A 26052-nucleotide genomic window follows, 5' to 3' on the forward strand; every position below is an offset into this window, starting at 1 on the left:
ACAACCCTCCGGCCCCCCCCCCCCGGCGGGGGGGGGGGGGCCCGCGCCCCCCCCCCCCGCCCCGCATCTCCGGCACGGCCGGAAAGCAACCCTCGTACTGCACGGATTGTCCACCCCGGCCAATCTCGGACGGGTGATCCTTCCGTACAGGCGGAATTCCGCTGTGGATCCGCTACTACACTGCTCAACACAACGCGTCAGGCCCACAGTGTCGTGCGTCTTCCACGCGGCTACCCCCTCCACGCCTGCGGCCGTCGGGACGGCCGTCCGCACTGGACTTGTGAGGACCCACGTGAGCTCGAAACCTGTCGTACTCATCGCCGAAGAGCTGTCGCCCGCCACGGTGGACGCGCTCGGTCCGGACTTCGAGATCAGGCACGTCAACGGCGCGGACCGCGCCGAGCTGCTGCCCGCGATCGTCGACGTCGACGCGATCCTGGTCCGTTCCGCCACCAAGGTGGACGCCGAGGCCATCGCGGCCGCCAAGAAGCTGAAGGTCGTCGCCCGCGCCGGTGTCGGCCTGGACAACGTCGACGTCTCCGCCGCCACCAAGGCCGGCGTGATGGTCGTCAACGCGCCGACCTCGAACATCGTCACCGCCGCCGAGCTGGCCTGCGGCCTGCTCGTGGCCACGGCCCGCCACATTCCGCAGGCCAACACCGCCCTGAAGAACGGCGAGTGGAAGCGGAACAAGTACACGGGCGTCGAGCTCAGCGAGAAGGTCCTCGGCGTCGTCGGTCTCGGCCGCATCGGCGTCCTGGTCGCCCAGCGCATGTCGGCCTTCGGCATGAAGATCGTCGCGTACGACCCCTACGTACAGCCCGCGCGCGCCGCCCAGATGGGCGTCAAGATGCTCGCGCTGGACGAGCTGCTGGAGGTCGCCGACTTCATCACCGTGCACCTGCCCAAGACCCCCGAGACCCTCGGTCTCATCGGGGACGAGGCGCTGCACAAGGTGAAGCCGTCCGTCCGTATCGTCAACGCCGCGCGCGGCGGGATCGTGGACGAGGCCGCCCTGTACGCGGCCATCAAGGAGGGTCGCGTCGCCGGCGCCGGCCTCGACGTGTACGCGAAGGAGCCCTGCACGGACTCCCCGCTGTTCGAGCTCGACCAGGTCGTCTGCACCCCGCACCTCGGCGCGTCCACGGACGAGGCCCAGGAGAAGGCCGGTGTCTCGGTCGCGAAGTCGGTGCGCCTCGCGCTCGCCGGTGAGCTCGTCCCGGACGCGGTCAACGTCCAGGGCGGGGTCATCGCCGAGGACGTCCGTCCGGGCCTGCCGCTCGCCGAGAAGCTCGGCCGCATCTTCACCGCCCTTGCGGGCGAGGTCGCGGTCCGCCTCGACGTCGAGGTCTGCGGCGAGATCACCCAGCACGACGTGAAGGTGCTGGAACTCTCCGCGCTCAAGGGCGTGTTCGAGGACGTCGTCGACGAGACGGTCTCCTACGTCAACGCCCCGCTGTTCGCGCAGGAGCGCGGTGTCGAGGTCCGCCTCACCACCAGCTCGGAGTCCCCGGACCACCGCAACGTGGTGACCGTGCGCGGCACCCTGTCGGACGGTCAGGAGGTGTCGGTCTCCGGCACCCTGGCGGGCCCGAAGCACCTGCAGAAGATCGTGGGCGTCGGCGAGTACGACGTGGACCTGGCCCTGGCCGACCACATGATCGTGCTGCGCTACACCGACCGTCCCGGCGTGGTCGGCAAGGTCGGGCAGCTGCTCGGCGAAGCCGGTCTGAACATCGCGGGCATGCAGGTCGCCCGCGCCGAGGAGGGCGGCGAGGCGCTCGTCGTGCTCACCGTCGACGCGGAGGTCCCGGTGGACGTCCTCGCGGCCATCTCGGCGGAGATCGGCGCGGCTTCGGCCCGTACGGTCAACCTCGTCTGAGCGGAACCAGCAGCGCGCGAAGGGCCCGGGGTGTTCACCTCGGGCCCTTTCGCGTACCCCCGTCCCGCGCGGCTCAGCGGGCCGGCACCGGGGGAGTCGCGGCCGGTTCGGCGTCGGCGGGGGCGTTCTGCGCCGGGCCCCGCAGCAGGACCGGCGCCAGCAGCGCCGCGCCGAGCAGGAGGGCCGCGCCGCCCCAGGCCGCGTACTGCATGCCGTGCACGAACGCCTCGCGGGCCAGGGTCAGCAGGTGGTCGCCCGCCCCGCCGCCGAGTCGGCCGGCGGCGGCGACCGCGCCGCCCAGGGTCTCCCGTACGTCCGGGTCCGTACCGGCGAGGTCGGCGCGGTAGACCGCGGTGCCGAGGCTGCCCAGCAGGGCCATGCCGAGCGCGCCGCCGAACTCCTGGCCCGTCTCCAGCAGGGAGGCGGCCGAACCGGCCTTCTCGGCGGGGGCGGCGGCCAGCGCCATGTCCGAGACCAGGGACATCACGGTCACGATGCCGGCGGCCAGTACCCCGGCGGCGGTGAGCAGCAGCCACAGGGAGTCGCTGCCGGTGAGGGCCATCAGGACGAATCCGGCCGCGGCGAGGACGAAGCCGCCGGCGATGACGGGGGTACGGCCGATCCGGCGGGCCAGGGCGGCGCCGGCCGGGGCGGCGGCGCCGATGAACAGCGAGGGGGCGAGGCTCCACAGGGCCGCCGCCAGGGTGCCCATGCCGAGGACGGACTGCAGGTACTGCGTGGTGTAGTAGGCCGAGCCCATCATGGCGAAGGCCGCCACCGCGTTGAGGGCGATGCCCGCCCCGAAGCCGCGGCCCCGGAACAGGGCCCGGCCGATCATCGCGTCGGGCCGGGAGCGCTGACGGAGGACGAAGAGCCACCCGAAGGCCACGCCGATGGCCAGGCAGCCCAGGCGGAAGGGGGTGAAGCCCTCGGCGGCGACCTCCTTGAGGCCGTACACCACGGGCAGGACGGCGGCCGTCGACAAGGGGACGCTCAGCAGGTCGAAGCGACCGGGGGCCGGGTCCTTGAACTCCGGTACCAGCACCGGGACGAGGACCAGCAGGAGCAGCATCGCGGGCACGTTGATCAGGAAGACCGAACCCCAGTGGAAGTGGTTCAGCATCACCCCGCTCAGCACCGAGCCCAGGGCGATGCCGCCGGTCATGGCGCCGGACCAGATGGCGATGGCCTTGCCGCGCTGGGCGTCGTCCTGGAAGAGGTTGCGCACGAGGGCCAGCGTGGACGGCATCAGGGTCGCGCCGCCGATGCCCAGCAGCACGCGGGCCGCGATGAGCATGTCGGCGCTGGTGGCGTACGCGGCGGCGACGGAGGCCAGCCCGAAGGCGGCCGCGCCGATCAGCAGCAGCTTGCGGCGGCCGATCCGGTCGCCCAACGAGCCCATCGTGATGAGCAGTCCGGCGAGGGCGAAGGCGTAGCTGTCGAAGATCCAGAGCTGTTGGGATGCGCTCGGGTCGAGCTCGCGGGTGATGGCCGGGACGGCGAAGTAGAGGACGGACACGTCCATCGCGACCAGCAGCAGGGGCAGCAGGAGGACGGTGAAGGCGGTCCATTCGCGGCGGCCGGCGAGGCGCGCCGTGGCGGCGGGATTGGTCATGAACAGGAATGTACAGACGTCATAAACGTCTGTCTATGACGAATGTATGGAACGATCGTCTGGAACTTCTGTCTGAGACGCCTGTCTTGCTACCGTGGCGGCATGGGACATCGTGAAGATCTGCTCGAAGGCGCCAAGAAGTGCCTGGCCGAGAAGGGATTCGTGCGCACCACGGCGCGCGACATCGTCAGCGCGTCCGGAACCAACCTGGCGTCGATCGGCTACCACTACGGCTCCAAGGACGCCCTGCTCACGCAGGCGTTCATCGCCCTGATGGAGGAGTGGGGCGAGGGCTTCCAGACCGGACTCGGCGCCGACGCCGCCTTCCCGGACCGGTTCCGGGCACTGTTCGAAGGGGTGCTGGACCGGCACGAGGAGACGGCGCCGATCTGGGCCGCCAGCCTCGAAGTGGCCCTGAACCGGGACCGGATGACGGAGCTGCGGACGCTGCTCGCCGCCTCTCAGGACGAGGGCCGCAAGGGCCTGATCGCGATGATGACGGGCGTCCGGGAGGAGGACATCACCGAGGGCGAGGTCCGCACGGTCGGGGCCGTCTACCAGGCGCTGCTCAACGGCCTGATGGTCCAGTGGCTGTTCGACCCCGCGAGCGCCGCCACCCCGGAGGAGTTCACGGAAGGCATGCGGCAGGTGGCGCGGGGGTTCAACACGGGGGAGTAGGGGTGGCGGAGGGCGCGGCCCGTCTCACCGGTGGAGGCGGGAGGCCTTGAGGGCCATGTGGAGCAGGAGGCGGTCCTCGCCCTCGTCGAGGTCGAGGCCGGTCAGCTGCTCGACCTTGCCGAGGCGGTAGTACAGCGTCTGCCGATGCACCCCGAGGACCGCCGCCGCGCGGCCCGCCTGCCCGGCGCAGTCGAGGAACACCTCCGCCGTACGGGCCAGTTCGCGGTGGGCGGGGCTCAGCAGGGTCCGGACCGCCGGGTCGTCCGCCGGGCCGGCGGGGAGCGCCGCCAGCATCCGGTACGGGCCGATCCGTGACCACTGGGCCACCGGGCCGAACCGGGGCTGCGCGGTCGCGGCCCGCGCCGCGGCGCAGGCCTGCGCCCAGGCGGCCGGCAGCTCCCCGAGGGCCCGGACGGGATCGGACACCCCCGCGTTCATGCCCGGGGCCCGCGCCGACGTCGCCGGCCCGGCGGGCGGCCTCCCCCCGGCCGACGGCGCGGCCCGCGGGCCGCCGGTTCCCGCCCCGGCCGCGCCACCCGGCGACTCCGCCGCGCGCGGCAGGAGCCGTCCGAGGGCGGTCAGGGCCGGGGCCAAGGCGTCGGTACCGCGCATCCGGACCAGCGCCGCGAGCCGTCCGCCCGCTTCGCCCTCCTGGGCCGGGACCACGCACACCGCCGCCGCACCCGGGACCGACTGGGGGATCTCCCCGGCCCACGGCGCCACGCACACCACCGTGTGCGGGCCCTCCCCGGCCGCCCCGAGGGCCAGCCGCAGCGCGGCGACCGCCATGTCCTGTTGCCAGCCGCGCCCGGCGGTGAGCACGGCGAGGAACTCCCGCGACAGGTCGGCGCCGGCCTTGGCCTCCTGCGCGAGCAGCACCCCGATCCGCTGGGCCACCTCCATGGCGGCGGCCAGCGCCTGCGGGCCGGGCCCGGCGGCCTCGGCGTCCGGGCCCTCCTGGTCGAGGAGCCACACGTACCCCTGCACGATGCCGCGGTAGCGCACCGGCAGGCAGATCCGTCCCCGGAAGACGCCCGCGTCCGGCGCCGCGGGGATGCGGACGGGGCCCGTCGCGCGGGCGATGCCGAAGCCCTCGAACCAGGACCGGACGGCGGAGGTCGACTGCCGGGTCAGGATCGAGCGGGTCCGTACGGGATCCAGGACGAGTTCCTCGCCGTCGCCGTCGCTGTCGTGCGCGCCGAAGGCGATCAGGCGGAAGTCCCGGTTCTCCAGCGTCGCGGGGGCGCCGAGGAGCGCGGAGATCTCGTCCACCAGGTCCTGGTACTCGTCCTTCACCCGGACATTCTCCCACTCCCCGACCGGCCCTTCAGACAGATGTATGAGATCCGGGCCACGGATGCGTGACAGCTGTCGATGGCCGAGGATCGTGGGGATCCTTAGGTTTCACGGTGGTTTCACTTGCGTTTTCCTTACGGCCGCGGCCCATCCGGCGACGGACCGTATGTCTGCTTCTGCCACCCGTTGGAGGTGCCCCGTGCTGGGTCCCGCGATCCTCGCCGCTTCGCGCAGCGACAAGATGCGCCGAATCGTCTCTGCCGCCCCGGTGACCAAGCCCGTGGTGAACCGGTTCATCCCCGGTGAGACGGTCGACCAGGTCATCCCGATCGTCGAGGAGCTCACGCGCAAGGGCCTGGAGGTCACGCTCGACGTCGTGGGTGAGGACATCACCGCCGTGGAGCAGTCCCACGCCGCCCGTGACGCCTACCTCCTGCTGATCGAGCGGCTGGCCGAGCTGGGCCTCGGCGAGACGGTCGAGATGTCGGTCAAGCTGTCGATGTTCGGCCAGGCGCTGGAGGGCGGTCACGAGCTGGCCCTCGCCAACGTCCGCCCGGTCGTCGAGGCCGCCGCCGCCATCGGCACCACCGTCACCCTCGACGCCGAGGACCACACCACCCTCGACTCGATGTTCGCCATCCACGAGGAGCTGCGCCGGGACTTCCCGCAGACCGGCTGCGTGATCCAGGCCTACCTGTTCCGCACCGAGGCCGACGCCCACCGGCTGGCCGCCGCCGGCAGCCGCGTGCGGATCGTGAAGGGCGCCTACAAGGAGCCCGCAGAGGTCGCTTACCTCGACAAGGCCGAGATCGACAGGGCCTACGTCCGGATCATGAAGATCCTGATGGAGGGCGAGGGCTACCCGATGATCGGCTCCCACGACCCGCGCCTGATCGCCATCGCCCAGGAGCTGGCCCGGCAGGCGGGGCGCAAGCTGGACGAGTACGAGTTCCAGATGCTGTACGGCATCCGCGGCGAGGAGCACCTGCGGCTCGCCGCCGAGGGCCACCGCATGCGCGTCTACACGGCGTACGGCACCGACTGGTACGGATACTTCATGCGCCGCCTCGCGGAGAAGCCGGCCAACCTGCTGTTCTTCCTCCGCTCGATGATCACCAAGAACTAGGCACCCCACTAGCTCAAGGCCCGTCCCCCTAGCTCAAGGAGTTCCCGCCCCATGGATGCTGTGACCCAGGTCCCCGCGCCCGTCAACGAGCCGGTTCACTCGTACGCCCCCGGCAGCCCGGAGCGCGCGCGTCTCGAAATCCAGCTCAAGCAGCTGTCCGAGAACCCGATCGACCTCCCGATGACCATCGGTGGCGTCAAGCGGATGGGCGGCGGCGAGCGCTTCGACGTGGTCCAGCCGCACGACCACAAGTCCGTCATCGGCACCTACGCCAACGCCACCGAGGCCGAGGCGCAGGAGGCCGTCGACGCGGCCCTCGCCGCCGCCCCCGCCTGGCGCGCGATGGACTTCGACGACCGTGCCGCGATCATCCTGCGCGCCGCCGAGCTGCTGGCCGGCCCGTGGCGCGAGAAGCTGGCCGCGTCCACCATGCTGGGCCAGTCCAAGACCGCCCAGCAGGCGGAGATCGACACTCCCTGCGAGCTCGTCGACTTCTGGCGCTTCAACGTCCACTTCGCCCGGCAGATCCTCGCCGAGCAGCCCGCCGCGAACTCCGCGGGCGTGTGGAACCGCAGCGACCACCGCCCGCTGGAGGGCTTCGTCTACGCGATCACGCCGTTCAACTTCACGGCCATCGCCGGCAACCTGCCGACCGCCCCGGCCCTGATGGGCAACGTGGTCGTCTGGAAGCCGTCCCCGACGCAGACGCACTCCGCGGTCCTGCTGATGGAGGTCCTGGAGGCGGCCGGTCTGCCGAAGGGCGTCATCAACCTGGTGACCGGCGACGGCATCGCCGTCTCCGAGGTGGCGCTGAACCACCCCGAGCTGGCCGGCATCCACTTCACCGGCTCGACCAAGACCTTCCAGTACCTGTGGAAGACGGTCGGCAACAACATCGAGAAGTACAAGTCCTACCCGCGTCTGGTCGGCGAGACCGGCGGCAAGGACTTCGTCGTCGCGCACCCCTCCGCCGACCACGACATCCTGAAGACCGCCCTGACCCGCGGCTCCTTCGAGTTCCAGGGCCAGAAGTGCTCGGCCTCCTCGCGCGCCTACGTGCCGGCCTCCATCTGGAACGCCGGCTTCAAGGAGCGCTTCGCGGCCGAGGTCGACGGCATCACCATGGGCGACGTCCGCGACCTGGACAACTTCATCGGCGCGGTCATCGACGAGCGCTCCTTCGCGAAGAACAAGGCCGCGATCGACCGCGCGAAGGCCGACCCGACCTGCACCATCGTCGCCGGCGGCAGCTACGACGACTCGGAGGGCTACTTCGTCCGCCCGACCGTCATCGAGTGCACCGACCCGGAGAACGAGGTCTTCACGACCGAGTACTTCGGCCCGATCCTCGCCGTCCTGGTCTACGAGGACGACAAGTACGACGAGATGCTGGCCCAGATGGAGTCCGTCTCGGCGTACGCCCTGACCGGCGCCGTCATCGCGCAGGACCGCTACGCGGCCGCCGACACGATGGAGAAGCTCCGCTTCGCGGCGGGCAACTTCTACATCAACGACAAGTCGACCGGCGCCGTCGTCGGCCAGCAGCCCTTCGGCGGCGGCCGTGCCTCGGGTACGAACGACAAGGCGGGCGCGGCCTCGAACCTGCTGCGCTGGACCTCGACGCGCTCCATCAAGGAGACCCTGGTCCCGCCGACCGAGTACGGCTACCCGCACATGGGCTGATCACCGCCCACCGCTGAACCCCGCCCCCGCTCCGGTACCCCCAAGTCCGGAGCGGGGGCGGTTCCAGTTGCCCGACCGGTACCGGTACCGGTCCTGGTACGGGTCAGACCTCGACCATCACCTGGTCCAGGGACTTGCGGACCAGGTCCGGGACCTCGCAGTCGTCGGCGGGGTAGCCCACCGGGATGACCGCGAACGCCTTCTCGTTCTCGGGGCGGTTCAGGACGTGCCCGAGGAAGCGCATCGGACTCGGTGTGTGGATCAGCGCGGAGAGCCCGCTCAGGTGCAGGGCGGACAGCAGCATGCCGACGGCGATGCCGACCGACTCGTCCACGTAGTAGTGCTTGCGCTTCGCACCGTCCGGGCCGAGCCAGTAGCGCTGTTGGAACACCACGATCAGCGCGGGCGCGTCGGTCAGGTGGGTCTTCACGGCGTCCGTGCCGATCGGGCGCAGCGCGGCGAGCCACTCGTCGCCCAACCGGCCGTCGTAGGAGATCTGCTCCTCCTGCTCGGCGGCGGCGCGGATCTGGAGGCGGATGTCCGGATCCTTGACGAGGACGAACGTCCACGGCTGCTGGTGGGCTCCGGAAGGGGCGGTGGCGGCGCAGGCGACGGCGTCGCGGACGACCTGCTCGGGGACCGGATCGCCGGCGAACTGGCGCACGGTCCGCCGTTCGTCCATCCGCTCCCTCAGTTCCGCGGCCCGCGCGAGGGATTCCCGGCTCGGCATGCGCGCCGGCCGGTAGGCGACAGGCCGGTAGGGCCGGCCGTGGGTGGGCGTCCACTGCTGCGTTTCTGGCGACATGGGCAGATCTTCGGTCCGCGCCACCGCCCGAGGCCAGCGCCGCGTCATGGCTCCCTGTCCGTTGTGTACTGACAGGGGGCCTATGACCGTGGCGATCGTCGGTCGATTCGTGGACCGGGAGGGCTGCCACTACGCCCGCGACCTGGGCGGGGTCGCAGGCCTGCGGCCGGGCCGCCTCGTGCGGCCCGACAGCCTCGACGGGCTGACCTCCCGGGGCTGGACCGCGCTCGCCGCGCACGGGGTGCGGACCGTCATCGACCTGCGGAACGACGACGAGCGGGGAGTGGACCAATCCCCGCGACCGGCCGGTACGACCACCTGCGAGTCCCCCTCGACGGCATCGAACACCGGGACTTCCGGGACGCGTGGTGGGGCACTCCGGGATGCGGAACCCCCGCGCATTTCCGGCCTTTCCCGGTCGCCTCGTCGGGGAGGGGGTCGGGGTGGCGCTGGTAGCGTCCACCGGCGGGACCCGCCGCGCGCCCGGAGCCGCCGGCCGACCGCCGGAGGAAGAGCAGTGACCGTGACCCTGACGCTGACCCACACCGCCGGGCTCGGGTCCGCGGCGTTGGGGGAGGTCCGCGCCCTGTTGGACGCGGCCTTCGAGGGGGACTTCGCCGACGAGGACTTCGAGCACGCCCTCGGCGGGATGCACGTACTGCTGCGCGAGGGCGGCCCCGGCGGCGCCCTCGTCGCGCACGGCAGCGTCGTACAGCGGCGGGTCCTGCACGGCGGCCGGGCCCTGCGCACCGGCTACGTGGAGGCGGTGGCCGTCCGCGCCGACCGGCGCCGGCGCGGACTCGCCGGGCAGGTCATGGCCGAGCTGGAACGGGTGATCGGCGGGGCGTACGTACTGGGCGCGCTCTCCGCGTCCGAGGCCGGCGCGGCCCTGTACGAGAGCCGCGGCTGGCGCCCGCACCCCGGCCCGATCGGGGTCCTCGGACCGACCGGCCCCGAGCGGCTGGCCGAGGAGGAGGGCTCGACCTATGTGTGGACGCCGCCGGGCGCGACCCCGCCGGACCCGGCCGGGCGGCTCGACTTCGACTGGCGCGACGGGGACGTCCTGTAGCGCGGCGCACGCCCTTGAGCCGGCCGAAGTAGTGGTCGAAGCCGCGGTTCTCCTGCATCAGGATCATCACGTGCTTCACGTCGGTGATCGTGCCCGTCGCGGCGGCCGCCGCCGCGGACGCCGGTCCAAGGTCCACAAGCGTGCGGTAAGAACTCGGTGAACATCCGGAGGGGTGCGGTCAGCCGGTGACGCGCACCAGCATCTTGCCCGTGTTCTGCCCGTGGAGCATTCCGAGGAAGGCCTCCACAGTGCGGTCAAAACCCTCAAAAACGGTGGTGTCCGTGCCCACGCGACCACTGCGTAGGTGGGGGACCAGCAGATCCTCCAGCTCCTCCTGGAGATTGGTGTGGTGACGTACCAATACCCCTTCCATCCGCAGGGACTTGTGCACGACCTCGAAGAGGTTGTGGGGTGCGGCCGGCGCCCGGTCGCCGTTGTACGTCGAGATCGCACCGACCCAGGCGATGCGCCCGAACTCGCGCAGCGAGGCGATCGCACCCTCCAGGTGTTCCCCGCCGACGTTGTCCACGTAGACGTCGATCCCGTCCGGCGCCGCCTTCGCCAGCTGCTCGGCGACGGGGCCGTCGTGGTGGTCGAAGGCCGCGTCGAAGCCGAGTCGATCCGTCAGGTGACGCACCTTCGCCGCCGAGCCCGCGCTGCCGATGACGCTGCGGGCGCCGAGCAGGCGGGCGATGTGCCCGGTGGCCGTGCCGACCCCGCCGGCGGCGGCGGACACGTAGAGGTCCTCGCCCGGGCGCAGGGCCGCCGTCCGGGTGAGGGCGGCGTACGCGGTCAGACCGGTGCCGCCCAGGATGGACAGGTACGCCTCCAGCGGGACGCCCGCGTGCCCCGGCAGCCTGCGGGCCCCGTCGACGCCGCGGGCGACCAGGGCGTGGGTGCGCCAGCCCGCGCGGTGGAAGACCAGGTCGCCCTCGGCGAGCCCCGGATCGCGGGAGGCGAGGACCCGGCCCACGGAGCGCCCCTCCAACGGGAGGCCCAGCGCGAAGCCGCCCTCGCCGCCGTCCATCAGCCCCCGGTGGTAGGGGTCCACGGACAGGAGCAGGTTCTCCACCAGGGCCGTCCCGGGGGCCGGTTCGGGGACTGGGTACGCGGCGTACGCGAAGTCGGTCGCGGCGGGGAAGCCGGTGGGGCGGGCGGTCTGGTGGACGGCGAGAGCGGTCTTCGTGGTCATGGCGCCGACGCTACGAAGGAATCCCCGGGCCGGGCAGGAGGTTGCGTTCATGACAGCCGTTCCGCCATGAACACCGCTCATGGAACGAGGTGAGAGCCCCGTGGCCGATCTGCTCCCGCAGGAACTGCGGATCCTGGTCGCCGTCGCCGAGACGGGCGGCTTCACCGCCGCGGCCGCCCGGCTCGGGATCGGCCAGTCCGCCGTCTCGCACTCCGTGCGCGGCAGCGAGCGAAAGGTCGGCGCGGTCCTCTTCGAGCGCGGCCGCGCCGGGGCCTCGCCCACCCCGGCGGGGGAGCGGGTCGTCGCCCTCGGTCGGCGCATCCTGCGGATGTACGAGGTCCTCGGCGCGGAGGCGCGCGCCGCCGGTCGCGCCGGACCCGACCGGGGCGAACCGGCGGGAACCCTGCGCATCGCCGCGTTCCGCAGCGCGGCCCTGCACCTGCTGCCGCCCGCGCTGGAACGCCTGACGATCCGGCACCCCGGCATCCGGCCCGAGGTTCGGGTGGTGCGCGAACTCGGCGCCGGTACCGCGGGGGAGGTGGCCGCCGGCCGCGCCGACCTGGGCATCGCGACGCTGTACCCGGGGGATCCCGTACCGCCCGGCCTGTTGACCGGGGTCCTCGCGGACGAGGCGTACGCGTTGGTCCACCCGGTCGGACATCCGGACCCCAGGGCGTTGCCGCTGCTGGACTGGGACGAGAACTGCGGTTCCCGGACCCGCGACTGGTGGCGGGCCCAGGACTGGATCCCGTCGGCGACGGTGAAGGCGCAGGACGACGCGATGGTGCTCACGATGGTCGGCCGGGGTCTGGGCATGGCGATCCTGCCGGAACTCTCGCTGCGGGAGGCCACGGACGCGGTGCAGATCGTCGCGCTGGGGCCCGAGGGGCCGGTGCGGCAGGTGGGATACGTCACCACACCGGAATCGGCGTCAACCCTCGCCGTCAGGGCTCTGATCAGGGAACTCAGGGCCGAGAAGGGCTGAAAGGGGAACCGGCGGAGGGGCGGATTCGGCGGTTCGGCGTCTCAGATACTAGGAAGTCCGAGTAATTGCCGAGACATACAGCCGGACCTGCCCTAGCTTTGTAGGAGCCGAACGTCTCGCTGATCCAGCGAATGGCGGTCGAGAGCGCGCGCCCCTGGCAGGCAACCCCTGCGGCGCACCGCTCCCCGCCTCTTCCGGCGCCTTGAAGGAACCCCTCATCCGTGGCCCCGCCACGCCGTGATCTCAAGGAGTCGATCACCATGACCCCCACCACCGCCGCAGTCCGCCGCGTCCGCCACTCCTCCCCGGCCGACGCCGACCGCAAGAACGCCGCCGCAGCCCTCCAGCGCGCCCTGGACCGCCGTGACAACGGCGGCTCGACCGGCCACTGAGCTGCCGCTTCCTCCCTCGCACACCCCCCCCGGCCGACTGACGTCTCGCGTCCACACGGGTCCACATCGTGGACGCGAGATGTCTGAGGGCTAAGACGCGGAGTACGGTTCCGTCATGTCGACCAGCATCAATCTCGCAGTGATCCCCGGCGATGGCATCGGCCAGGAAGTCGTGGCTCAGGGCCTCAAGGTCCTTACCGCGGTCCTGCCCCAGGACGTGAAGCTGGAGACCAAGCAATACGACCTCGGCGCCCGGCGCTGGCACCGCACCGGTGAGACCCTCCCGGAAGCGGAGCTCGAAGCCCTCAAGCACCACGACGCGATCCTCCTGGGCGCCATCGGTGACCCCTCGGTCCCGTCGGGCGTGCTGGAGCGCGGTCTGCTGCTGAAGCTCCGCTTCGCCTTCGACCACTTCATCAACCTGCGCCCGTCGAAGCTCTTCCCCAACACGGCCACCCCGCTCGCCGGCCGCCCGGAGATCGACTTCGTCGTGGTCCGCGAGGGCACCGAAGGCCCGTACACCGGGAACGGCGGCTCGCTGCGCACCGGCACCCCGGCCGAGGTCGCCACCGAGGTCAGCGTCAACACCGCCTACGGTGTCGAGCGCGTCGTGCGCGACGCCTACGAGCGGGCCAACGCCCGCCCCCGCAAGAAGCTGACGCTGGTCCACAAGAACAACGTCCTCGTGTACGCGGGCCACATGTGGAAGAACATCTTCGACCGGGTCGGCCAGGAGTACCCCGAGGTCACCACCGACTACCTGCACGTCGACGCCGCGACGATCTTCTTCGTCACCCAGCCCGAGCGCTTCGACGTCATCGTCACGGACAACCTCTTCGGTGACATCCTCACCGACCTGGCCGCTGCCGTGACCGGCGGCATCGGCCTGGCCGCCTCCGGGAACATCAACCCGACCGGCTCCTTCCCGTCCATGTTCGAGCCCGTCCACGGCTCGGCCCCGGACATCGCCGGCACCGGCAAGGCGGACCCGACCGCGACGATCCTCTCGGTCGCCCTCCTGCTGCGCCACCTCGGCTACGAGGCCCAGGCCGTCCGCATCGAGGACGCCGTCTCCGCCGACCTCGCCGAGCGCGACGGCACCTTCCGCTCCACCGACGCCATCGGCGACGCACTCGCCGCTCGCGTAGCCGGCTGACCCGGTAGCTCCATCCCAGGAAGCCGCCGGGTCGCGACCAACGCACCCGGCGGCTTTTCCTGTGCGGCCCCGGGTGCCACCATCTCCCCTGGGCCGCTCATGCCCCGTTTCACCGAAGCCTGGCCGCGGGCGATAATCGAACGCGAGGCCGCGGAATACGGGGAAGCTCGGACGTCCTAGTACGCCGTGAGCGCGGTCCGCCCTACCCAACCGGTGAAGGACAAGCACTCATGACGACGCCCACGATCGAGCTGAAGCCCTCCTCGAACCCTCTGTCCGACACGGAGCGGGAAGCGATCCTGGCCAGCCCCGGTTTCGGCCGCCACTTCACCGACCACATGGTGACGATCAAGTGGACCGAGGGACGCGGCTGGCACGACGCCGAGCTGGTCCCGTACGCGCCGCTGTCGATGGACCCGGCGAACATGACCCTGCACTACGCGCAGACGATCTTCGAGGGGCTCAAGGCGTACAAGCAGCCCGACGGCACCGTGGCCACCTTCCGCCCCGAGGCCAACGCCGAGCGCTTCCAGGCCTCCGCCCGCCGCATGGCCATGCCGGAGCTGCCGTCCGAGCTGTTCATTGCCGCCTGCGACGCCCTCATCACGCAGGACCGCGCCTGGGTCCCGGACTCCGGCGAGGCCTCCCTCTACCTGCGGCCCTTCATGTTCGCCTCCGAGGTCGGCCTGGGCGTCCGCCCCGCGAACGAGTTCCTCTTCATGGTCATCGCCTCCCCGGCGGGCGCCTACTTTCCCGGCGGCGTGAAGCCGGTCTCCGTCTGGCTCTCCGAGGAGTACGTCCGCGCGGTCAAGGGCGGCACCGGCGCCGCGAAGACCGGCGGCAACTACGCGGCCTCCCTCGTCGCCCAGGCCCAGGCCGCCTCGCACGGCTGCGACCAGGTCGTCTGGCTCGACGCGGTCGAGCACCGCTGGATCGAGGAGATGGGCGGCATGAACCTGTACTTCGTGTACGCCGAGAAGGACGGCACCCGCAGGATCGTCACGCCGGAACTCACCGGCTCGCTCCTCCCGGGCATCACCCGCAACTCCCTCCTCACCATCGCCCGCGACCTCGGCTACACCGCCGAGGAGGGCCGGATCACCACCGAGGACTGGAAGCGCGACAACGAGAACGGCACCCTGACCGAGGTGTTCGCCTGCGGCACCGCCGCCGTGATCACCCCGGTCGGCTCGGTGAAGTCCGAGCGCGCCAACTGGATCCAGGGCAACGGCGAGCCCGGCGAGGTCACGATGGAGCTCCGCAAGGCGCTCCTCGACCTCCAGACCGGCCGCGCCGCCGACGCGCACGGCTGGATGCACCCGCTCGGTTAGTCGTCCCGGCGCGCTCGTCGCCCGCTCGCGCGAAAGGCCCCCGACCGGACCGGTCGGGGGCCTTTCGTACGGTGCGCCCGCGCGGTGCGCGGGCACGCCGTCAGCGGGCGCGGCGGGCCGCCCGCCGCGCGCGACGGGTGTCGGCGCGGGCCGGGCCGTCGGGCAGCAGCGCGACGAGGGCGTCGCCGAAGAGGTACACCACCGCGCCGATCCCCTTGAGGACCCGGATGATCACAGGGCCTGCGAGCTCGTCCATGTCTGCTCCGCGTTCTTCACCTGCTCCTGTGCGTCCGCGGCGGGCGCGTCCGCCGACCGCGGGGTCAGCGCGGCGTAGACGAGTCCGCCGACCAGCCCCGAGAGGACGAAGCTGCAGTCCACGCCGCCCGTCAGGGCCAGCAGGGGGCCCTCGTAGAACGGTGTGGTGACGGCCGCGAGGCCGGTTGCCGCTCCGAGTGCCCAGGACACCGTCGCACGCGGGTTCCACCCCCCGCTGTACCAGTAGACGCCGCCGCGGGCGCGCTGGTTGAACACCTGGAGCGACTGCTCGTCGTACCGGCCGCGGCAGCGCACGTACCCGATCAGCGTGATCACGGCCCACGGGGTGCCGATCGCGGTGAGGACGAGGACGAACGAGGTCATCGCGGCCTGGGCGTTCCAGCCGAAGGAGCCGATGAACACGAAGGCGGTGGCCACGGCCGCGGCGACCAGGGTGGCCGTGGTGCGGGTGGCCCGCGGGACGATCGCGTCGAGGTCCAGGCCCATCGAGTAGAGCATCAGGCCGGCGTTGCCGATCGAGCCGGCCGCCGCCGCCACCAGCAGCGGGACCAGGTACCAGAACGGCGATGCGGCCACGAGCGGCCCGGCGTAGTCCGCCCCGGCGCGGGCGGCGAGCGCCGTGTAGGTACCGAAGAGCTGCGGGATCAACAGGCCGAAGAGCAGACCGACCACGGTGGCCCACAGCACCGTGCGGGAGCTGTGCCGGCGCGGGGAGATGTAGCGGGTGTAGTCGCCGAGCAGGGTGATGAAGGCGACCGGGCCGCTGAGCCCGGCGGCGACGGTGGCGAGCAGCCAGGTCGGCCAGAAGGAGCCCAGCAGGTACGAGGTCTCCGGCGGCGCGGCGCCGGTGAAGTCCGGGGCGTACGCGATGACGCCGATGGCCAGCAGGATCACCATGCCGACGGACAGGATCTTGCTCATGCGCAGCAGCAGTCGGTAGCCGAACACGGCCCCGACGACGGTACAGGCGGCGAGTACGCCGTACATCGCGGCCCGGGAGACGCCCGTGTCGGGCAGTCCGGTGAGCCGGGACAGCGCCCCGACCATCACGTCGCCGCCGATCCACAGGGTCAGCGCGGTGTAGCCGAGCGAGAGCAGCAGCCCCACCACCGATCCGACGAGCCGGCCCCGGACGCCGAACTGGGCGCCGCTTGAGGTGGACAGGTTGGTCGCGGTGCGCAGGGAGACCAGCGCGAGCGGGGCGGTGAAGGCGATGCCGACGAGGGTTCCGCTCACCACGGCGGTGACCGAGGGCCACAGCCCCAGCCCGAAGGACGGGGGCAGCCAGCCGAAGACGATCACACCGAGGCAGAGATTGGAACCGAGCAGGATCGAGACGAGGTCGCGGGGACCACTCGTCCGTTCCTCCTCGGGGACGGTGTCGACTCCGCGCTGTTCGATGGGCATGGGGGACTCCCTTGGCAGGGCGGGGGGTGGTTGTGCTGGTGTTTGAGCGACACTCAATGTGACTCAGGCGTTGCCTTCCGGTCAATGGTTCCCCGCAAGGAACTGAAGAGTTAGAGTGATGCTCTAACCCATCGACTCAAGAGGTGGTGGATCGGCGTGCGGCTGACCCCTACGGAGCGCGACCGGCTGCTGCTGCGCAGCGCCGCGGAACTGGCCAGGGCCCGGCGGGCCCGCGGCCTGAAGCTCAATGTCCCGGAGGCCACGGCGCTGATCGCGGACACCGTCTGCGAGGCGGCCCGGGACGGCAAACGGCTGGCGGAGGCCATCGAGGAGGCCCGCGGCGTGCTCGGCCCCGACGACGTGCTGCCCGGCGTGTCCGACGTGGTCACCGAGGTGCACGTGGAGGCCGTCTTCGACGACGGCTCCCGCCTCGCGGTGGTCTCCGCGCCGATCGCCGGCGCCACCTCGCTCGGTGAGGACGCTCCGGGCGCGGTGGTACCGGGCCCCGGCGCCCCGCAGCCGCAGCCGCAACTCCACCTGCACGTGCGCAACACCGCGTCCGTGCCGGTCAGCGTCACCTCGCACTTCCACTTCTTCGAGTCGAACCCGCGCCTGGACTTCGACCGCGCCGCCGCCTACGGCATGCGCCTGTGCGTGCCGGCCGGCTCCTCCGTACGGTTCGACCCGCACGGCGGGGCCGAGGTCGGGCTGGTCCCGATCAGCGGCGAGCGGATCGCCATCGGCTTCGCGGGCCTGGTCGACGGGCCGCTGGACGCGCCCGGCGCCAAGGAGGAGGCCCTGCGCCGTGCGGCGGCCTGCGGCTACCTCGGCGTGACCGCGGGTCCCGCGGACGGGGCCGAAGGAATCGATGACGTGGACGGAGATCCGGCGTGAGCAAGAAGACCCCGCACAGCGACCACTGCGCCCCCGGCAGTCGACACGTCGACCCGCACGAGTACGCCTCCGTGTTCGGCCCCCGCGCCGGCGACCGGGTCCGTCTGGGCGACTCCGGCCTCACCGTGCGCGTCGAGCACGACGCCCAGAAGCCCGGGGACGAGTTCCTGGCCGGCTTCGGCAAGACCGCCCGTGACGGCCTGCACCTGAAGGCGGCGGCGGTCCGCGAGACCTGCGACGTGGTGATCAGCAACGTGCTGGTCATCGACGCGGTCCTCGGCATCCGCAAGGTGTCCATCGGCATCCGCGAGGGCCGCATCCACGCGATCGGCCGGGCCGGCAACCCCGACACCCTCGACGGCGTCGACGTCGTCGTCGGCACCGGCACCTCGATCGTGTCCGGCGAAGGCATGATCGCCACCGCCGGAGCCGTCGACACCCACGTCCACCTGCTCTCCCCGCGGATCATGGAAGCCTCGCTCGCCGCGGGCGTCACCACGATCATCGGCCAGGAGTTCGGCCCGGTCTGGGGTGTCGGCGTGAACTCGCCGTGGGCGCTCAAGCACGCCTTCAACGCCTTCGACGCCTGGCCCGTCAACATCGGCTTCCTCGCCCGCGGTTCCTCCTCGGACGCCGCCCCGCTGATCGAGGCCCTCGCCGAGGGCGGCGCCAGCGGCTTCAAGGTCCACGAGGACATGGGCGCCCACACCCGCGCGCTGGACACGGCGTTGCGGGTGGCGGAGGAGCACGACGTGCAGGTGGCCCTGCACTCGGACGGCCTGAACGAGTGCCTGTCGGTGGAGGACACCCTGCGGGTCCTGGAGGGGCGGACGATCCACGCCTTCCACATCGAGGGGTGCGGCGGCGGGCACGTGCCGAACGTGTTGAAGATGGCGGGGGTGGAGAACGTCATCGGTTCCTCCACCAATCCGACGTTGCCCTTCGGTCGGGACGCGGTGGCCGAGCACTACGGCATGATCGTCTCCGTCCATGACCTGAAGCCGGACCTGCCGGGTGACGCGGCGATGGCCCGTGATCGGATCCGGGCCGGGACGATGGGCGCGGAGGACGTGCTCCACGACCTCGGGGCGATCGGCATCACCTCCTCGGACGCGCAGGGCATGGGTCGGGCGGGCGAGACCATCCGGCGGACCTTCGCGATGGCCGCCAAGATGAAGGGCGAGTTGGGCCCGATGGACGGCGACGGCGAGGGCGACGACAACGCCCGCGTGCTGCGCTACATGGCCAAGCTGACGATCAACCCGGCCATCGCCCACGGTCTGGCGCACGAGATCGGCTCGATCGAGATCGGCAAGCTCGCCGACATCGTGCTGTGGCGCCCCCAGTTCTTCGGTGCCAAACCCCAACTCGTCCTCAAGTCCGGGTTCCCGGCCTACGGCGTCACCGGCGACCCCAACGCCGCCACCGACACCTGCGAACCCCTCGTCCTCGGACCGCAGTTCGGCTCCTACGGGGCCACCGCCGCCGACATCTCCGTCGCCTTCGTCTCCGCCGCCGCCGCGCTCGGCTCCGACGAGATGCCCACCCGCCGGCGCCGCGTCGCCGTCCGCGGCACCCGCGGCATCGGACCGAAGGACATGCTCCGCAACTCCCGGGTGGGCGCGGTCGATGTGGACGCGCGCAGCGGACTCGTCTCCCTCGACGGGGAACCGCTGCGCTCCGAAGCGGCCGAATCGGTCTCCCTGAACCGCCTGTACTTCCTGTAAGCCAAGCCCAGCCAAGCCCAGCCAAGCCCAGCCGCCGGCCAAGCCCAGCAGCCGGCCGGCCCGGCCGGCTCAGCCCAGCCCCAGCCCAGCCTGTGAGGACCCTGCCATGACCCAGCCGACGCAGCCGGCCCAGCCGGCCAAGCCCGTCGACGCCGGATTCCGGATGCCCGCCGAGTGGACCCCGCACGAGCGCACCTGGATGGCCTGGCCCAGCCCCAACCCCACCTTCACCAACGAGCAGGAGCTCGCCGAGGCCCGCGAGGCCTGGGGCGCCGTCGCCCGCGCGGTCCGCGCGTACGAACCGGTGACCCTCGTCGTCTCCCCGGGCGACGTCGAGAGCGCCCGCGCGGTCGTCGGCGACGACGTCGACCTGGTCGAGCGCGAGCTCGACGACGCCTGGATGCGCGACATCGGCCCCACCTTCGTCACCAACGAAGCGGGCGAACTGGCGGCCGTCGACTGGACGTTCAACGGCTGGGGCGCCCAGGAATGGGCCCGCTGGGACCACGACTCCAAGGTCGCCCGGCACGTGTCCGACCTCATCGGCACCCGCACGTACAGCACCCGCCTGGTCAACGAGGGCGGCGCCATCCACGTCGACGGCGAGGGCACCGTGCTCCTCACCGACACCGTGCAACTGGGCCAGGGCCGCAACCCCGACTGGACCCGCGCGCAGGTCGAGGCCGAGATCCACGCCCACCTCGGCACCACCAAGGCGATCTGGCTCCCGTACGGCCTGGCCGGCGACTACGGCACCTACGGCACCCAGGGCCACGTCGACATCGTCGCCGCCTTCGCCCGCCCCGGCGTCGTCATGGTCCACAGCCAGCCCGACCCGGCCCACCCGGACCACGAGCGCTGCAAGACCATCGCCGCCCTGCTGCGCGCCGCCACCGACGCGCGGGGCCGGCTGCTGGAGGTCGTGGAGGTCCCGGCGCCGACGGTGCTGGAGGAGGACGGCGAGTGGGTCGACTACTCGTACATCAACCACTACCTGTGCAACGGCGGCGTCGTACTGTGCGCGTTCGACGACCCGCGCGACGAGGAGGCCGCCGAGATCTTCCGCGGTCTGTTCCCCGAGCGGACCGTGACGCTGGTTGACGCACGTACGATTTTCGCCGGGGGCGGCGGTATCCACTGCATCACCCAGCAACAGCCGAAGGTCTGACCTGCGGCGGACCTCATGAAGGAGTGGCCCATGGTGGCGGGTGGAGTACCGGTACGGGCAGCGCGCAAGAACGCGCCCCCGCGCGAGGACGTACTCGTCGCCGCCATGGCCACGATCGCCGAGCGCGGCCTGGAAGGCCTGACCATGGCCGGTCTGGGCCGCCAGGTCGGCATGAGCAGCGGCCACCTCCTCTACTACTTCCGCAGCAAGGACGAACTCCTGCTGCAGACCCTGGAGTGGAGCGAGGCCGCCCTCGGCACCGAGCGGCGGGCCCTGCTCTCCCGCCGCGACCCGGTCGGCGCCCGGCTCCGGGCGTACGTCGACCTGTACGTCCCCGACGGCCCCCGGGACCCGCACTGGACCCTGTGGCTGGAGGTCTGGAACCGTTCCCAGAACGCCGGCCCCCAGGAACGCGAGCGACAGGCCGCCATCGAGGGCGCCTGGCACCGAGACCTGGTCGCCCTCCTCGCCGAGGGCGTCTCGCGCGGGGAGTTCCGCCAGGTCGACCCCGACCGCTACGCCGCCCGGCTCCGGGCCCTCCTCGACGGCTTCAGCATCCAGGTCGCCGTCGGGCTGCCCGGCATAGGCCGGGCCGACATCCTCGAACACGTACGGGAGTTCCTCACCGAGAGCCTCACCGTTCCCGTCCCCGGCGGCCCCGGGGACCACCCCGTGCGGGGGCTGCCCGCATCGTGAGATCTCCGTCCACGGACGGCGGGTCGTGTGGCACACTGCGGACGTGCCTGCTCAGCTCATGATTATGGACAGCAGCGCGCCGGTCCTCTGTGACCGCTGAACCGTGGAAGACCTTCGCGGCAGCGGCCACCGTGCCTCGGACCCGCGCGCAGACCTCTCGCACCCGCGAGGGGTCTTTTCGTTTCCCGGCCCGAAATCATGCCGGGACCGGGCGGCGCGCGATGATGGGGGCAGTGGATCCCGGGCTTCCGGAACCACTCATCCGACAGGAGTCAGATCAGCATGACGACGACAGAGGCGACGGAGTCGACCGAGCCGACGGAGCCGCGCACCGGTCCCGACGACAGCTTCCACGTCTTCGACACTACGCTGCGCGACGGCGCCCAGCGTGAGGGCATCAACCTCACGGTCGCGGACAAGCTGACCATCGCCCGGCACCTCGACGACTTCGGCGTCGGCTTCATCGAGGGCGGTTGGCCCGGCGCCAACCCCCGCGACACGGAGTTCTTCGCCCGCGCCACCGCCGAGATCGACTTCAAGCACGCCAAGCTGGTCGCCTTCGGCGCGACCCGTCGCGCGGGCGGCTCCGCCGCCAAGGACCCGCAGGTCCGCGCCCTCCTGGAATCCGGCGCACCGGTGATCACCCTGGTCGCCAAGTCCCACGACCGGCACGTCGAACTCGCGCTGCGCACCACCCTCGACGAGAACCTGGAGATGGTCCGCGACACCGTCGCCCACCTGGTGGAGCAGGGCCGCCGGGTCTTCGTCGACTGCGAGCACTTCTTCGACGGCTACCGCGCGAACGCCGAGTACGCCAAAGCCGTCGTGCGCGCCGCGTACGAGGCCGGCGCCGACGTCGTCATCCTCTGCGACACCAACGGCGGCATGCTGCCCGCGCAGATCTCCGCGACGGTGGCGACCGTCGCCGCCGACACCGGCGCCCGGCTCGGCATCCACGCCCAGGACGACACCGGTTGCGCCGTCGCCAACACCCTGGCCGCCGTCGACGCGGGCGCCACCCACGTCCAGTGCACCGCGAACGGCTACGGCGAGCGCGTCGGCAACGCCAACCTGTTTCCCGTCGTGGCCGCGCTGGAGATCAAGTACGGCCGGACCGTCCTCCCCGAGGGCGCCCTCGCCGAAATGACCCGGATCTCGCACGCCATCGCCGAGGTCGTCAACCTCACGCCCTCCACGCACCAGCCGTACGTCGGCGTCTCCGCCTTCGCGCACAAGGCCGGCCTGCACGCCTCGGCCATCAAGGTCGACCCCGACCTGTACCAGCACATCGACCCCGAGCGGGTCGGCAACACCATGCGGATGCTGGTCTCCGACATGGCCGGGCGCGCCTCCATCGAGCTGAAGGGCAAGGAGCTCGGCGTCGACCTCGGCGGTGACCGCGCGCTGATCGCCAGGGTCGTCGAGCGGGTCAAGGAGCGCGAGCTCCAGGGCTACACCTACGAGGCCGCCGACGCCTCCTTCGAGCTGCTGCTGCGGGCCGAGGTCGAGGGCCGGGCCCGCAAGTACTTCCGCATCGAATCCTGGCGCGCGATCGTCGAGGACCGCCCGGACGGCACCCACGCCAACGAGGCCACGGTCAAGCTGTGGGCCAAGGGCGAGCGGATCGTCGCGACGGCCGAGGGCAACGGCCCGGTCAACGCCCTGGACCGGGCGCTGCGGGTGGCGCTGGAGCGGTTCTACCCGCAGTTGGCCAAGTTCGAGCTGGTCGACTACAAGGTCCGCATCCTGGAGGGCACGCACGGCACGGAGTCCACGACCCGCGTACTGATCGCCACGACGGACGGCGTCCGCGAGTGGTCGACCGTGGGCGTCGCCCCGAACGTGATCGCCGCGTCCTGGCAGGCCCTGGAGGACGCCTACACCTTCGGTCTCCTGCACGCGGGCGTGGTACCGGCGGAGTAGTCCGGCTTCGGGCACGACAGGCGGTGTCCCGCACTTTTCGAAACGCCCCCCGGGACCTCGCCCGTCCGTCGACCCACACCTCGCCGGGCGCCGACCCGGCGAGGTCGTCCCCCGCGAACTGCGCCTGCCCGTAGTACACGCCGTCGTCCGGACCTGGCCCTTATGTCCTGTTAACACAGGAAACAACCTGTTCGGGTAGCGTCGTAGGCATGAGGACCAGGCTGATATCCGCACGTGTCGGACCGCTGCTGGCCGGTCTGCTGCTGGCCCTGTCGACGACCGCGCTCGTGGCCGCCCCGCAGGCATCGGCCGCCACCGGGGTCGCCGCGGTGGGGGAGGCCCTCAAGCAGGGCCCGGTCTACGTGGACCCCGGCGCCCGCGAGCAGTTGTCCGCGGCGCAGGCCGACGCGCTGGCCCGGAAGATCAAGGACTCCGGGAAGCCGGTGTTCCTCGCCGTACTGCCGGCCACCGCACAGTTCCCGCAGGACAAGGTGCTCTCCGCCGTCCGCGCCGAGACCGGCATCACCGGCCTGTACGCGATCCGCCTCGGCGACGGCTTCAGCGCCGGCGCCGACCCGGCCGTCATGCCGAGGAACGCGGTGCGCAACCTCAGCGACGCCGTGAAGACCGGCGCCCCGGTGGACGCGGCCACCCAGCTCGACAACTTCGTCGACCAGGCCCTGAGCCAGGCCAAGGGGTCCGCCCCCGCTTCCTGGGGCACCACCGGCGCCTCCGACGGGGCGCCGGTCGGCGGGCTGGTCGCGCTCGGCGCGGTCGCCGTCGCGGGAGGGGGCGGCGCCTACCTGCTGGTGAAGCGGAACCGCAAGAAGAAGGAGGAGACCCGGCGCGAGGCGATCGAGCGGCTCTCCGTGGTCGTGGACGAGGACATCACGGCCTTCGGCGAGGAACTGGAGCGGCTGGACTTCCACCCGGGCGAACCCGGCGCCGACGACGCCATGCGCCGCGACTACGAACAGGCCCTCGACTCGTACGAGAAGGCCAAGCAGATCATGGCTTCGGTGCGGCGCCCCGAAGAGGTGCAGGGCGTGACCCAGGCGCTGGAGGACGGCCGGTACGCCCTGGCCCGCCTGGACGCGCGCCGTCAGGGCGCGCCGGTGCCCGAGCGCCGATCGCCCTGCTTCTTCGACCCGCGGCACGGACCGAGCACCGAGGACGCCGCCTGGGCGCCGCCCGACGGGGCCGCCCGTACCGTTCCGGTCTGCGCGGCGGACGCCGTACGGCTGCGCGACGGCCTCGACCCCGCGGTCCGTACGGTCGACACCGAGCGCGGGCCGCGTCCGTACTACGACGCCGGCCCGGCGTACGGTCCCTGGGCCGGCGGGTACTTCGGCGGGGGCATCCTGCCGGGACTGCTGATGGGCACGATGCTCGGATCGATGATGGCCGGTCCCGCCTACGCCTCGGACTTCGGCGGCGCGGGGAGCGGCTTCGAGGGCGGGGACGCCTCCGGGGCCGACTTCAACCCGTCCGACTTCGGCGGCGGGGACTTCGGCGGCGGGGGCGGGTTCGACGGGGGCGGCGGGTTCGACGGCGGGGGCGGCTGGTAGCAGCGGTGGCCGAGGTGGCTCGGGCGGCTGCGGTGGCCGCCCCCGGGCCGGCGTCGCGAGCGGGTGGTCAGGCCTGCTTGATCGCCGAGATGTCGAAGGTCAGCTTCACCTTGTCGCTGACCATGACGCCGCCGGCCTCCAGCGCGGCGTTCCAGGTCAGGCCCCAGTCGGAGCGCAGGATCTCGGCGGCGCCCTCGAAGCCGACGCGCTCGTTGCCGTAGACGTCCGTGGCGGAGCCGGTGAACTCCAGGTCGATGGAGAGCGGGCGGGTGACGTCCTTGATCGTCAGCTCGCCGGTGATCCGGTACGCGTCCCCGCCGAGGGTCTCGGCCGAGGTGGAGTGGAAGCTCATCACGGGGAAGGCCTCGGCGTCGAAGAAGTCGCCGCTGCGCAGGTGGGTGTCGCGGTCGGCGATGCCGGTGCCGATCGAGGCGATCTTCACGTCGATGACCGCGGTGGAGCGGGACGGGTCGCCACCGTCGAGGTGGAGGGTGCCCTCGTGCTCGGTGAAGCTGCCGCGCACGTTGGTGACCATCGCGTGCCGGACGGTGAAGCCGATGCTGCTGTGCGCGGCGTCGATCACGTAGTCGCCGGTCAGAGCGGCCAGCGCCGGGTCCACTTCGAGCGTGGCGACGGCGGTGGGGGCGGTGGGGGCGGTGCGGCGGGTGAAGAGACCCATGACTTCCTCCTCGGAAGATCCTGCTGCCGGCGTGTCCGGCGAGGTGTCCGACGGGTTCGGCGGGGCCCGAACTCGTTGAACTTTCAACGAGATAGACGCTAGACCCGTTCCGTTCAAATTTCAACTTTCATGGCAGCGAGTCCGTTGTTTTGTGGAACCTCCACAAAGGGCCACGGTCCCGACTGGGGGAGTCCATGCATTCATCGCCGGTTCTGTCCGGGCCGGACAGCGGATCGGGTCCGAGACTGTGCGGAACCAACGGAGGGTTTTCGCCGTCGGACTTCGTAAGGTCGGTACATGACCGTTGTGGACCAGACTTCGAGCGAGCCGACCGACGCCCGTGGACGCGTGGCCGAGCTGCACTCCCTCCGTGAGGAGGCGCGGCGCGGGCCGAGCGATCGGGCGACGGAGGCGCAGCACGCCAAGGGCAAGCTGACGGCCCGGGAGCGGATCGCGCTCCTGCTCGACGAGGGGTCCTTCAAGGAGGTCGAGCAGTTGCGTCGG

Annotated in this window: 23 protein-coding genes and 2 pseudogenes; 17 read left to right on the forward strand and 8 right to left on the reverse strand. The window is 71.7% G+C overall.

The window, feature by feature from the left end:
* Nucleotides 1-292: 292 nt before the first annotated feature.
* Nucleotides 293-1882 (forward strand): phosphoglycerate dehydrogenase, encoded by a 1590-nt coding sequence (serA, locus tag AB0D46_RS35925; protein ID WP_362883946.1) that lies wholly within the window; start codon nucleotides 293-295, stop codon nucleotides 1880-1882.
* A 73-nt stretch (nucleotides 1883-1955) separates the two neighbouring features.
* Here serA and AB0D46_RS35930 read toward each other — a convergent pair whose 3' ends face one another.
* Complete coding sequence (locus AB0D46_RS35930) at nucleotides 1956-3497, reverse strand: MFS transporter (RefSeq protein WP_362883948.1); 1542 nt, start codon at nucleotides 3495-3497, stop codon at nucleotides 1956-1958.
* A gap of 102 nt (nucleotides 3498-3599) precedes the next feature.
* Between AB0D46_RS35930 and AB0D46_RS35935 the strand changes: the two genes are divergently transcribed.
* Complete coding sequence (locus AB0D46_RS35935) at nucleotides 3600-4175, forward strand: TetR/AcrR family transcriptional regulator (protein ID WP_362883950.1); 576 nt, start codon at nucleotides 3600-3602, stop codon at nucleotides 4173-4175.
* 24 nt (nucleotides 4176-4199) lie between these two features.
* On the opposite strand, the gene AB0D46_RS35940 is transcribed toward AB0D46_RS35935, so the two are convergent.
* The gene (locus AB0D46_RS35940) at nucleotides 4200-5471 is read right to left on the reverse strand and encodes a helix-turn-helix domain-containing protein (protein ID WP_362883952.1); all 1272 of its coding nucleotides are present in this window, start codon (nucleotides 5469-5471) and stop codon (nucleotides 4200-4202) included.
* Nucleotides 5472-5670: 199 nt separating this feature from the next.
* On the opposite strand from AB0D46_RS35940, the gene AB0D46_RS35945 reads away from it, so the two are divergent.
* Together AB0D46_RS35945 and pruA are read left to right on the forward strand one after the other, a co-directional pair.
* Nucleotides 5671-6597, forward strand: coding sequence for a proline dehydrogenase family protein (locus tag AB0D46_RS35945; protein WP_362883954.1), 927 nt, complete (start codon nucleotides 5671-5673; stop codon nucleotides 6595-6597).
* Between the two features lie 51 nt (nucleotides 6598-6648).
* The gene (gene pruA, locus AB0D46_RS35950) at nucleotides 6649-8280 is read left to right on the forward strand and encodes an L-glutamate gamma-semialdehyde dehydrogenase (protein WP_362883956.1); all 1632 of its coding nucleotides are present in this window, start codon (nucleotides 6649-6651) and stop codon (nucleotides 8278-8280) included.
* 103 nt (nucleotides 8281-8383) lie between these two features.
* Here the strand turns inward: pruA and AB0D46_RS35955 are convergent, their stop codons facing one another.
* Nucleotides 8384-9085: a nitroreductase family protein gene (locus tag AB0D46_RS35955; protein ID WP_362883958.1), complete on the reverse strand. Its 702-nt coding sequence runs from the start codon at nucleotides 9083-9085 to the stop codon at nucleotides 8384-8386.
* An 82-nt stretch (nucleotides 9086-9167) separates the two neighbouring features.
* Here AB0D46_RS35955 and AB0D46_RS35960 point away from each other — a divergent pair.
* Both AB0D46_RS35960 and AB0D46_RS35965 read left to right on the forward strand, forming a co-directional pair.
* Nucleotides 9168-9359, forward strand: a pseudogene (locus AB0D46_RS35960) (tyrosine-protein phosphatase); the annotation flags it as partial.
* Nucleotides 9360-9608: 249 nt separating this feature from the next.
* Nucleotides 9609-10154 (forward strand): GNAT family N-acetyltransferase, encoded by a 546-nt coding sequence (locus tag AB0D46_RS35965; protein ID WP_362883988.1) that lies wholly within the window; start codon nucleotides 9609-9611, stop codon nucleotides 10152-10154.
* Here the strand turns inward: AB0D46_RS35965 and AB0D46_RS35970 are convergent.
* Nucleotides 10138-10290 (reverse strand): annotated as a pseudogene (locus AB0D46_RS35970) (alkaline phosphatase family protein); the annotation flags it as partial. The gene AB0D46_RS35965 and the pseudogene AB0D46_RS35970 overlap by 17 nt on opposite strands.
* A gap of 42 nt (nucleotides 10291-10332) precedes the next feature.
* The gene (locus AB0D46_RS35975) at nucleotides 10333-11346 is read right to left on the reverse strand and encodes an NADP-dependent oxidoreductase (RefSeq protein ID WP_362883960.1); all 1014 of its coding nucleotides are present in this window, start codon (nucleotides 11344-11346) and stop codon (nucleotides 10333-10335) included.
* A 100-nt stretch (nucleotides 11347-11446) separates the two neighbouring features.
* On the opposite strand from AB0D46_RS35975, the gene AB0D46_RS35980 reads away from it, so the two are divergent.
* The 4 genes from AB0D46_RS35980 to AB0D46_RS35995 all read left to right on the forward strand — a co-directional run bounded on the left by AB0D46_RS35980 (nucleotide 11447) and on the right by AB0D46_RS35995 (nucleotide 15210).
* A complete protein-coding gene (locus tag AB0D46_RS35980) occupies nucleotides 11447-12331 on the forward strand; it encodes a LysR family transcriptional regulator (RefSeq protein ID WP_362883962.1) in 885 nt (294 codons plus the stop codon).
* Nucleotides 12332-12591: 260 nt separating this feature from the next.
* A complete protein-coding gene (locus AB0D46_RS35985; RefSeq protein WP_362883963.1) occupies nucleotides 12592-12723 on the forward strand; it encodes a hypothetical protein in 132 nt (43 codons plus the stop codon).
* Between the two features lie 115 nt (nucleotides 12724-12838).
* Nucleotides 12839-13879, forward strand: a complete 1041-nt coding sequence (locus tag AB0D46_RS35990) for a 3-isopropylmalate dehydrogenase (protein ID WP_362883965.1) — start codon at nucleotides 12839-12841, stop codon at nucleotides 13877-13879.
* 230 nt (nucleotides 13880-14109) lie between these two features.
* Nucleotides 14110-15210 (forward strand): branched-chain amino acid aminotransferase, encoded by a 1101-nt coding sequence (locus AB0D46_RS35995; RefSeq protein ID WP_362883967.1) that lies wholly within the window; start codon nucleotides 14110-14112, stop codon nucleotides 15208-15210.
* Between the two features lie 100 nt (nucleotides 15211-15310).
* Here AB0D46_RS35995 and AB0D46_RS36000 read toward each other — a convergent pair whose 3' ends face one another.
* Both AB0D46_RS36000 and AB0D46_RS36005 read right to left on the reverse strand, forming a co-directional pair.
* Nucleotides 15311-15466, reverse strand: a complete 156-nt coding sequence (locus tag AB0D46_RS36000; RefSeq protein WP_362883969.1) for a hypothetical protein — start codon at nucleotides 15464-15466, stop codon at nucleotides 15311-15313.
* Entirely contained in the window at nucleotides 15442-16893 is a 1452-nt protein-coding gene (locus tag AB0D46_RS36005; protein ID WP_362883971.1) for a cytosine permease, read from the reverse strand. Before AB0D46_RS36005 ends, AB0D46_RS36000 begins: the two co-directional genes overlap by 25 nt.
* 156 nt (nucleotides 16894-17049) lie before the next feature.
* On the opposite strand from AB0D46_RS36005, the gene ureA reads away from it, so the two are divergent.
* The 6 genes from ureA (at nucleotide 17050) to AB0D46_RS36035 (ending at nucleotide 24869) form a co-directional block, all read left to right on the forward strand.
* On the forward strand, nucleotides 17050-17787 hold the full coding sequence (ureA, locus tag AB0D46_RS36010) for an urease subunit gamma (protein WP_362883973.1): 738 nt from the start codon (nucleotides 17050-17052) through the stop codon (nucleotides 17785-17787).
* Nucleotides 17784-19514 carry an urease subunit alpha gene (locus AB0D46_RS36015; protein WP_362883975.1) on the forward strand — a complete coding sequence of 577 codons (1731 nt, stop codon included), beginning with the start codon at nucleotides 17784-17786 and terminating at the stop codon, nucleotides 19512-19514. Before ureA ends, AB0D46_RS36015 begins: the two co-directional genes overlap by 4 nt.
* Nucleotides 19515-19620: 106 nt before the next feature.
* Nucleotides 19621-20682, forward strand: coding sequence for an agmatine deiminase family protein (locus AB0D46_RS36020; RefSeq protein WP_362883977.1), 1062 nt, complete (start codon nucleotides 19621-19623; stop codon nucleotides 20680-20682).
* 30 nt (nucleotides 20683-20712) lie between these two features.
* Nucleotides 20713-21378 (forward strand): TetR/AcrR family transcriptional regulator, encoded by a 666-nt coding sequence (locus AB0D46_RS36025; protein ID WP_362883978.1) that lies wholly within the window; start codon nucleotides 20713-20715, stop codon nucleotides 21376-21378.
* 282 nt (nucleotides 21379-21660) lie between these two features.
* A complete protein-coding gene (gene cimA / locus AB0D46_RS36030; RefSeq protein ID WP_362883980.1) occupies nucleotides 21661-23301 on the forward strand; it encodes a citramalate synthase in 1641 nt (546 codons plus the stop codon).
* A 209-nt stretch (nucleotides 23302-23510) separates the two neighbouring features.
* Nucleotides 23511-24869 carry a hypothetical protein gene (locus tag AB0D46_RS36035; protein ID WP_362883982.1) on the forward strand — a complete coding sequence of 453 codons (1359 nt, stop codon included), beginning with the start codon at nucleotides 23511-23513 and terminating at the stop codon, nucleotides 24867-24869.
* A 67-nt stretch (nucleotides 24870-24936) separates the two neighbouring features.
* Here AB0D46_RS36035 and AB0D46_RS36040 read toward each other — a convergent pair whose 3' ends face one another.
* Complete coding sequence (locus tag AB0D46_RS36040; protein WP_362883984.1) at nucleotides 24937-25548, reverse strand: YceI family protein; 612 nt, start codon at nucleotides 25546-25548, stop codon at nucleotides 24937-24939.
* Between the two features lie 297 nt (nucleotides 25549-25845).
* Here AB0D46_RS36040 and AB0D46_RS36045 point away from each other — a divergent pair.
* Nucleotides 25846-26052 (forward strand): carboxyl transferase domain-containing protein (locus AB0D46_RS36045; protein ID WP_362883986.1); only part of this gene is annotated, 207 nt, incomplete at its 3' end.

This window comes from Streptomyces sp. NPDC048383 (assembly GCF_040651775.1).
In the GTDB taxonomy this organism is placed as follows: Bacteria; Actinomycetota; Actinomycetes; order Streptomycetales; family Streptomycetaceae; genus Streptomyces.

Excerpts from the sequence above, each read along its gene's own strand:
- AB0D46_RS35935 (WP_362883950.1), top strand. The coding sequence starts at position 3,600 with ATGGGACATCGTGAAGATCTGCTCGAAGGCGCCAAGAAGTGCCTGGCC.
- AB0D46_RS36035 (WP_362883982.1), top strand. The coding sequence starts at position 23,511 with ATGAGGACCAGGCTGATATCCGCACGTGTCGGACCGCTGCTGGCCGGT.
- AB0D46_RS36020 (WP_362883977.1), top strand. The coding sequence starts at position 19,621 with ATGACCCAGCCGACGCAGCCGGCCCAGCCGGCCAAGCCCGTCGACGCC.
- AB0D46_RS36025 (WP_362883978.1), top strand. The coding sequence starts at position 20,713 with ATGGTGGCGGGTGGAGTACCGGTACGGGCAGCGCGCAAGAACGCGCCC.
- AB0D46_RS35985 (WP_362883963.1), top strand. The coding sequence starts at position 12,592 with ATGACCCCCACCACCGCCGCAGTCCGCCGCGTCCGCCACTCCTCCCCG.
- AB0D46_RS35955 (WP_362883958.1), bottom strand. The coding sequence starts at position 9,085 with ATGTCGCCAGAAACGCAGCAGTGGACGCCCACCCACGGCCGGCCCTAC.
- AB0D46_RS36040 (WP_362883984.1), bottom strand. The coding sequence starts at position 25,548 with ATGGGTCTCTTCACCCGCCGCACCGCCCCCACCGCCCCCACCGCCGTC.
- AB0D46_RS36000 (WP_362883969.1), bottom strand. The coding sequence starts at position 15,466 with ATGGACGAGCTCGCAGGCCCTGTGATCATCCGGGTCCTCAAGGGGATC.
- pruA (WP_362883956.1), top strand. The coding sequence starts at position 6,649 with ATGGATGCTGTGACCCAGGTCCCCGCGCCCGTCAACGAGCCGGTTCAC.
- AB0D46_RS35995 (WP_362883967.1), top strand. The coding sequence starts at position 14,110 with ATGACGACGCCCACGATCGAGCTGAAGCCCTCCTCGAACCCTCTGTCC.
- AB0D46_RS36005 (WP_362883971.1), bottom strand. The coding sequence starts at position 16,893 with ATGCCCATCGAACAGCGCGGAGTCGACACCGTCCCCGAGGAGGAACGG.
- AB0D46_RS35930 (WP_362883948.1), bottom strand. The coding sequence starts at position 3,497 with ATGACCAATCCCGCCGCCACGGCGCGCCTCGCCGGCCGCCGCGAATGG.
- AB0D46_RS35990 (WP_362883965.1), top strand. The coding sequence starts at position 12,839 with ATGTCGACCAGCATCAATCTCGCAGTGATCCCCGGCGATGGCATCGGC.
- AB0D46_RS35975 (WP_362883960.1), bottom strand. The coding sequence starts at position 11,346 with ATGACCACGAAGACCGCTCTCGCCGTCCACCAGACCGCCCGCCCCACC.
- cimA (WP_362883980.1), top strand. The coding sequence starts at position 21,661 with ATGACGACGACAGAGGCGACGGAGTCGACCGAGCCGACGGAGCCGCGC.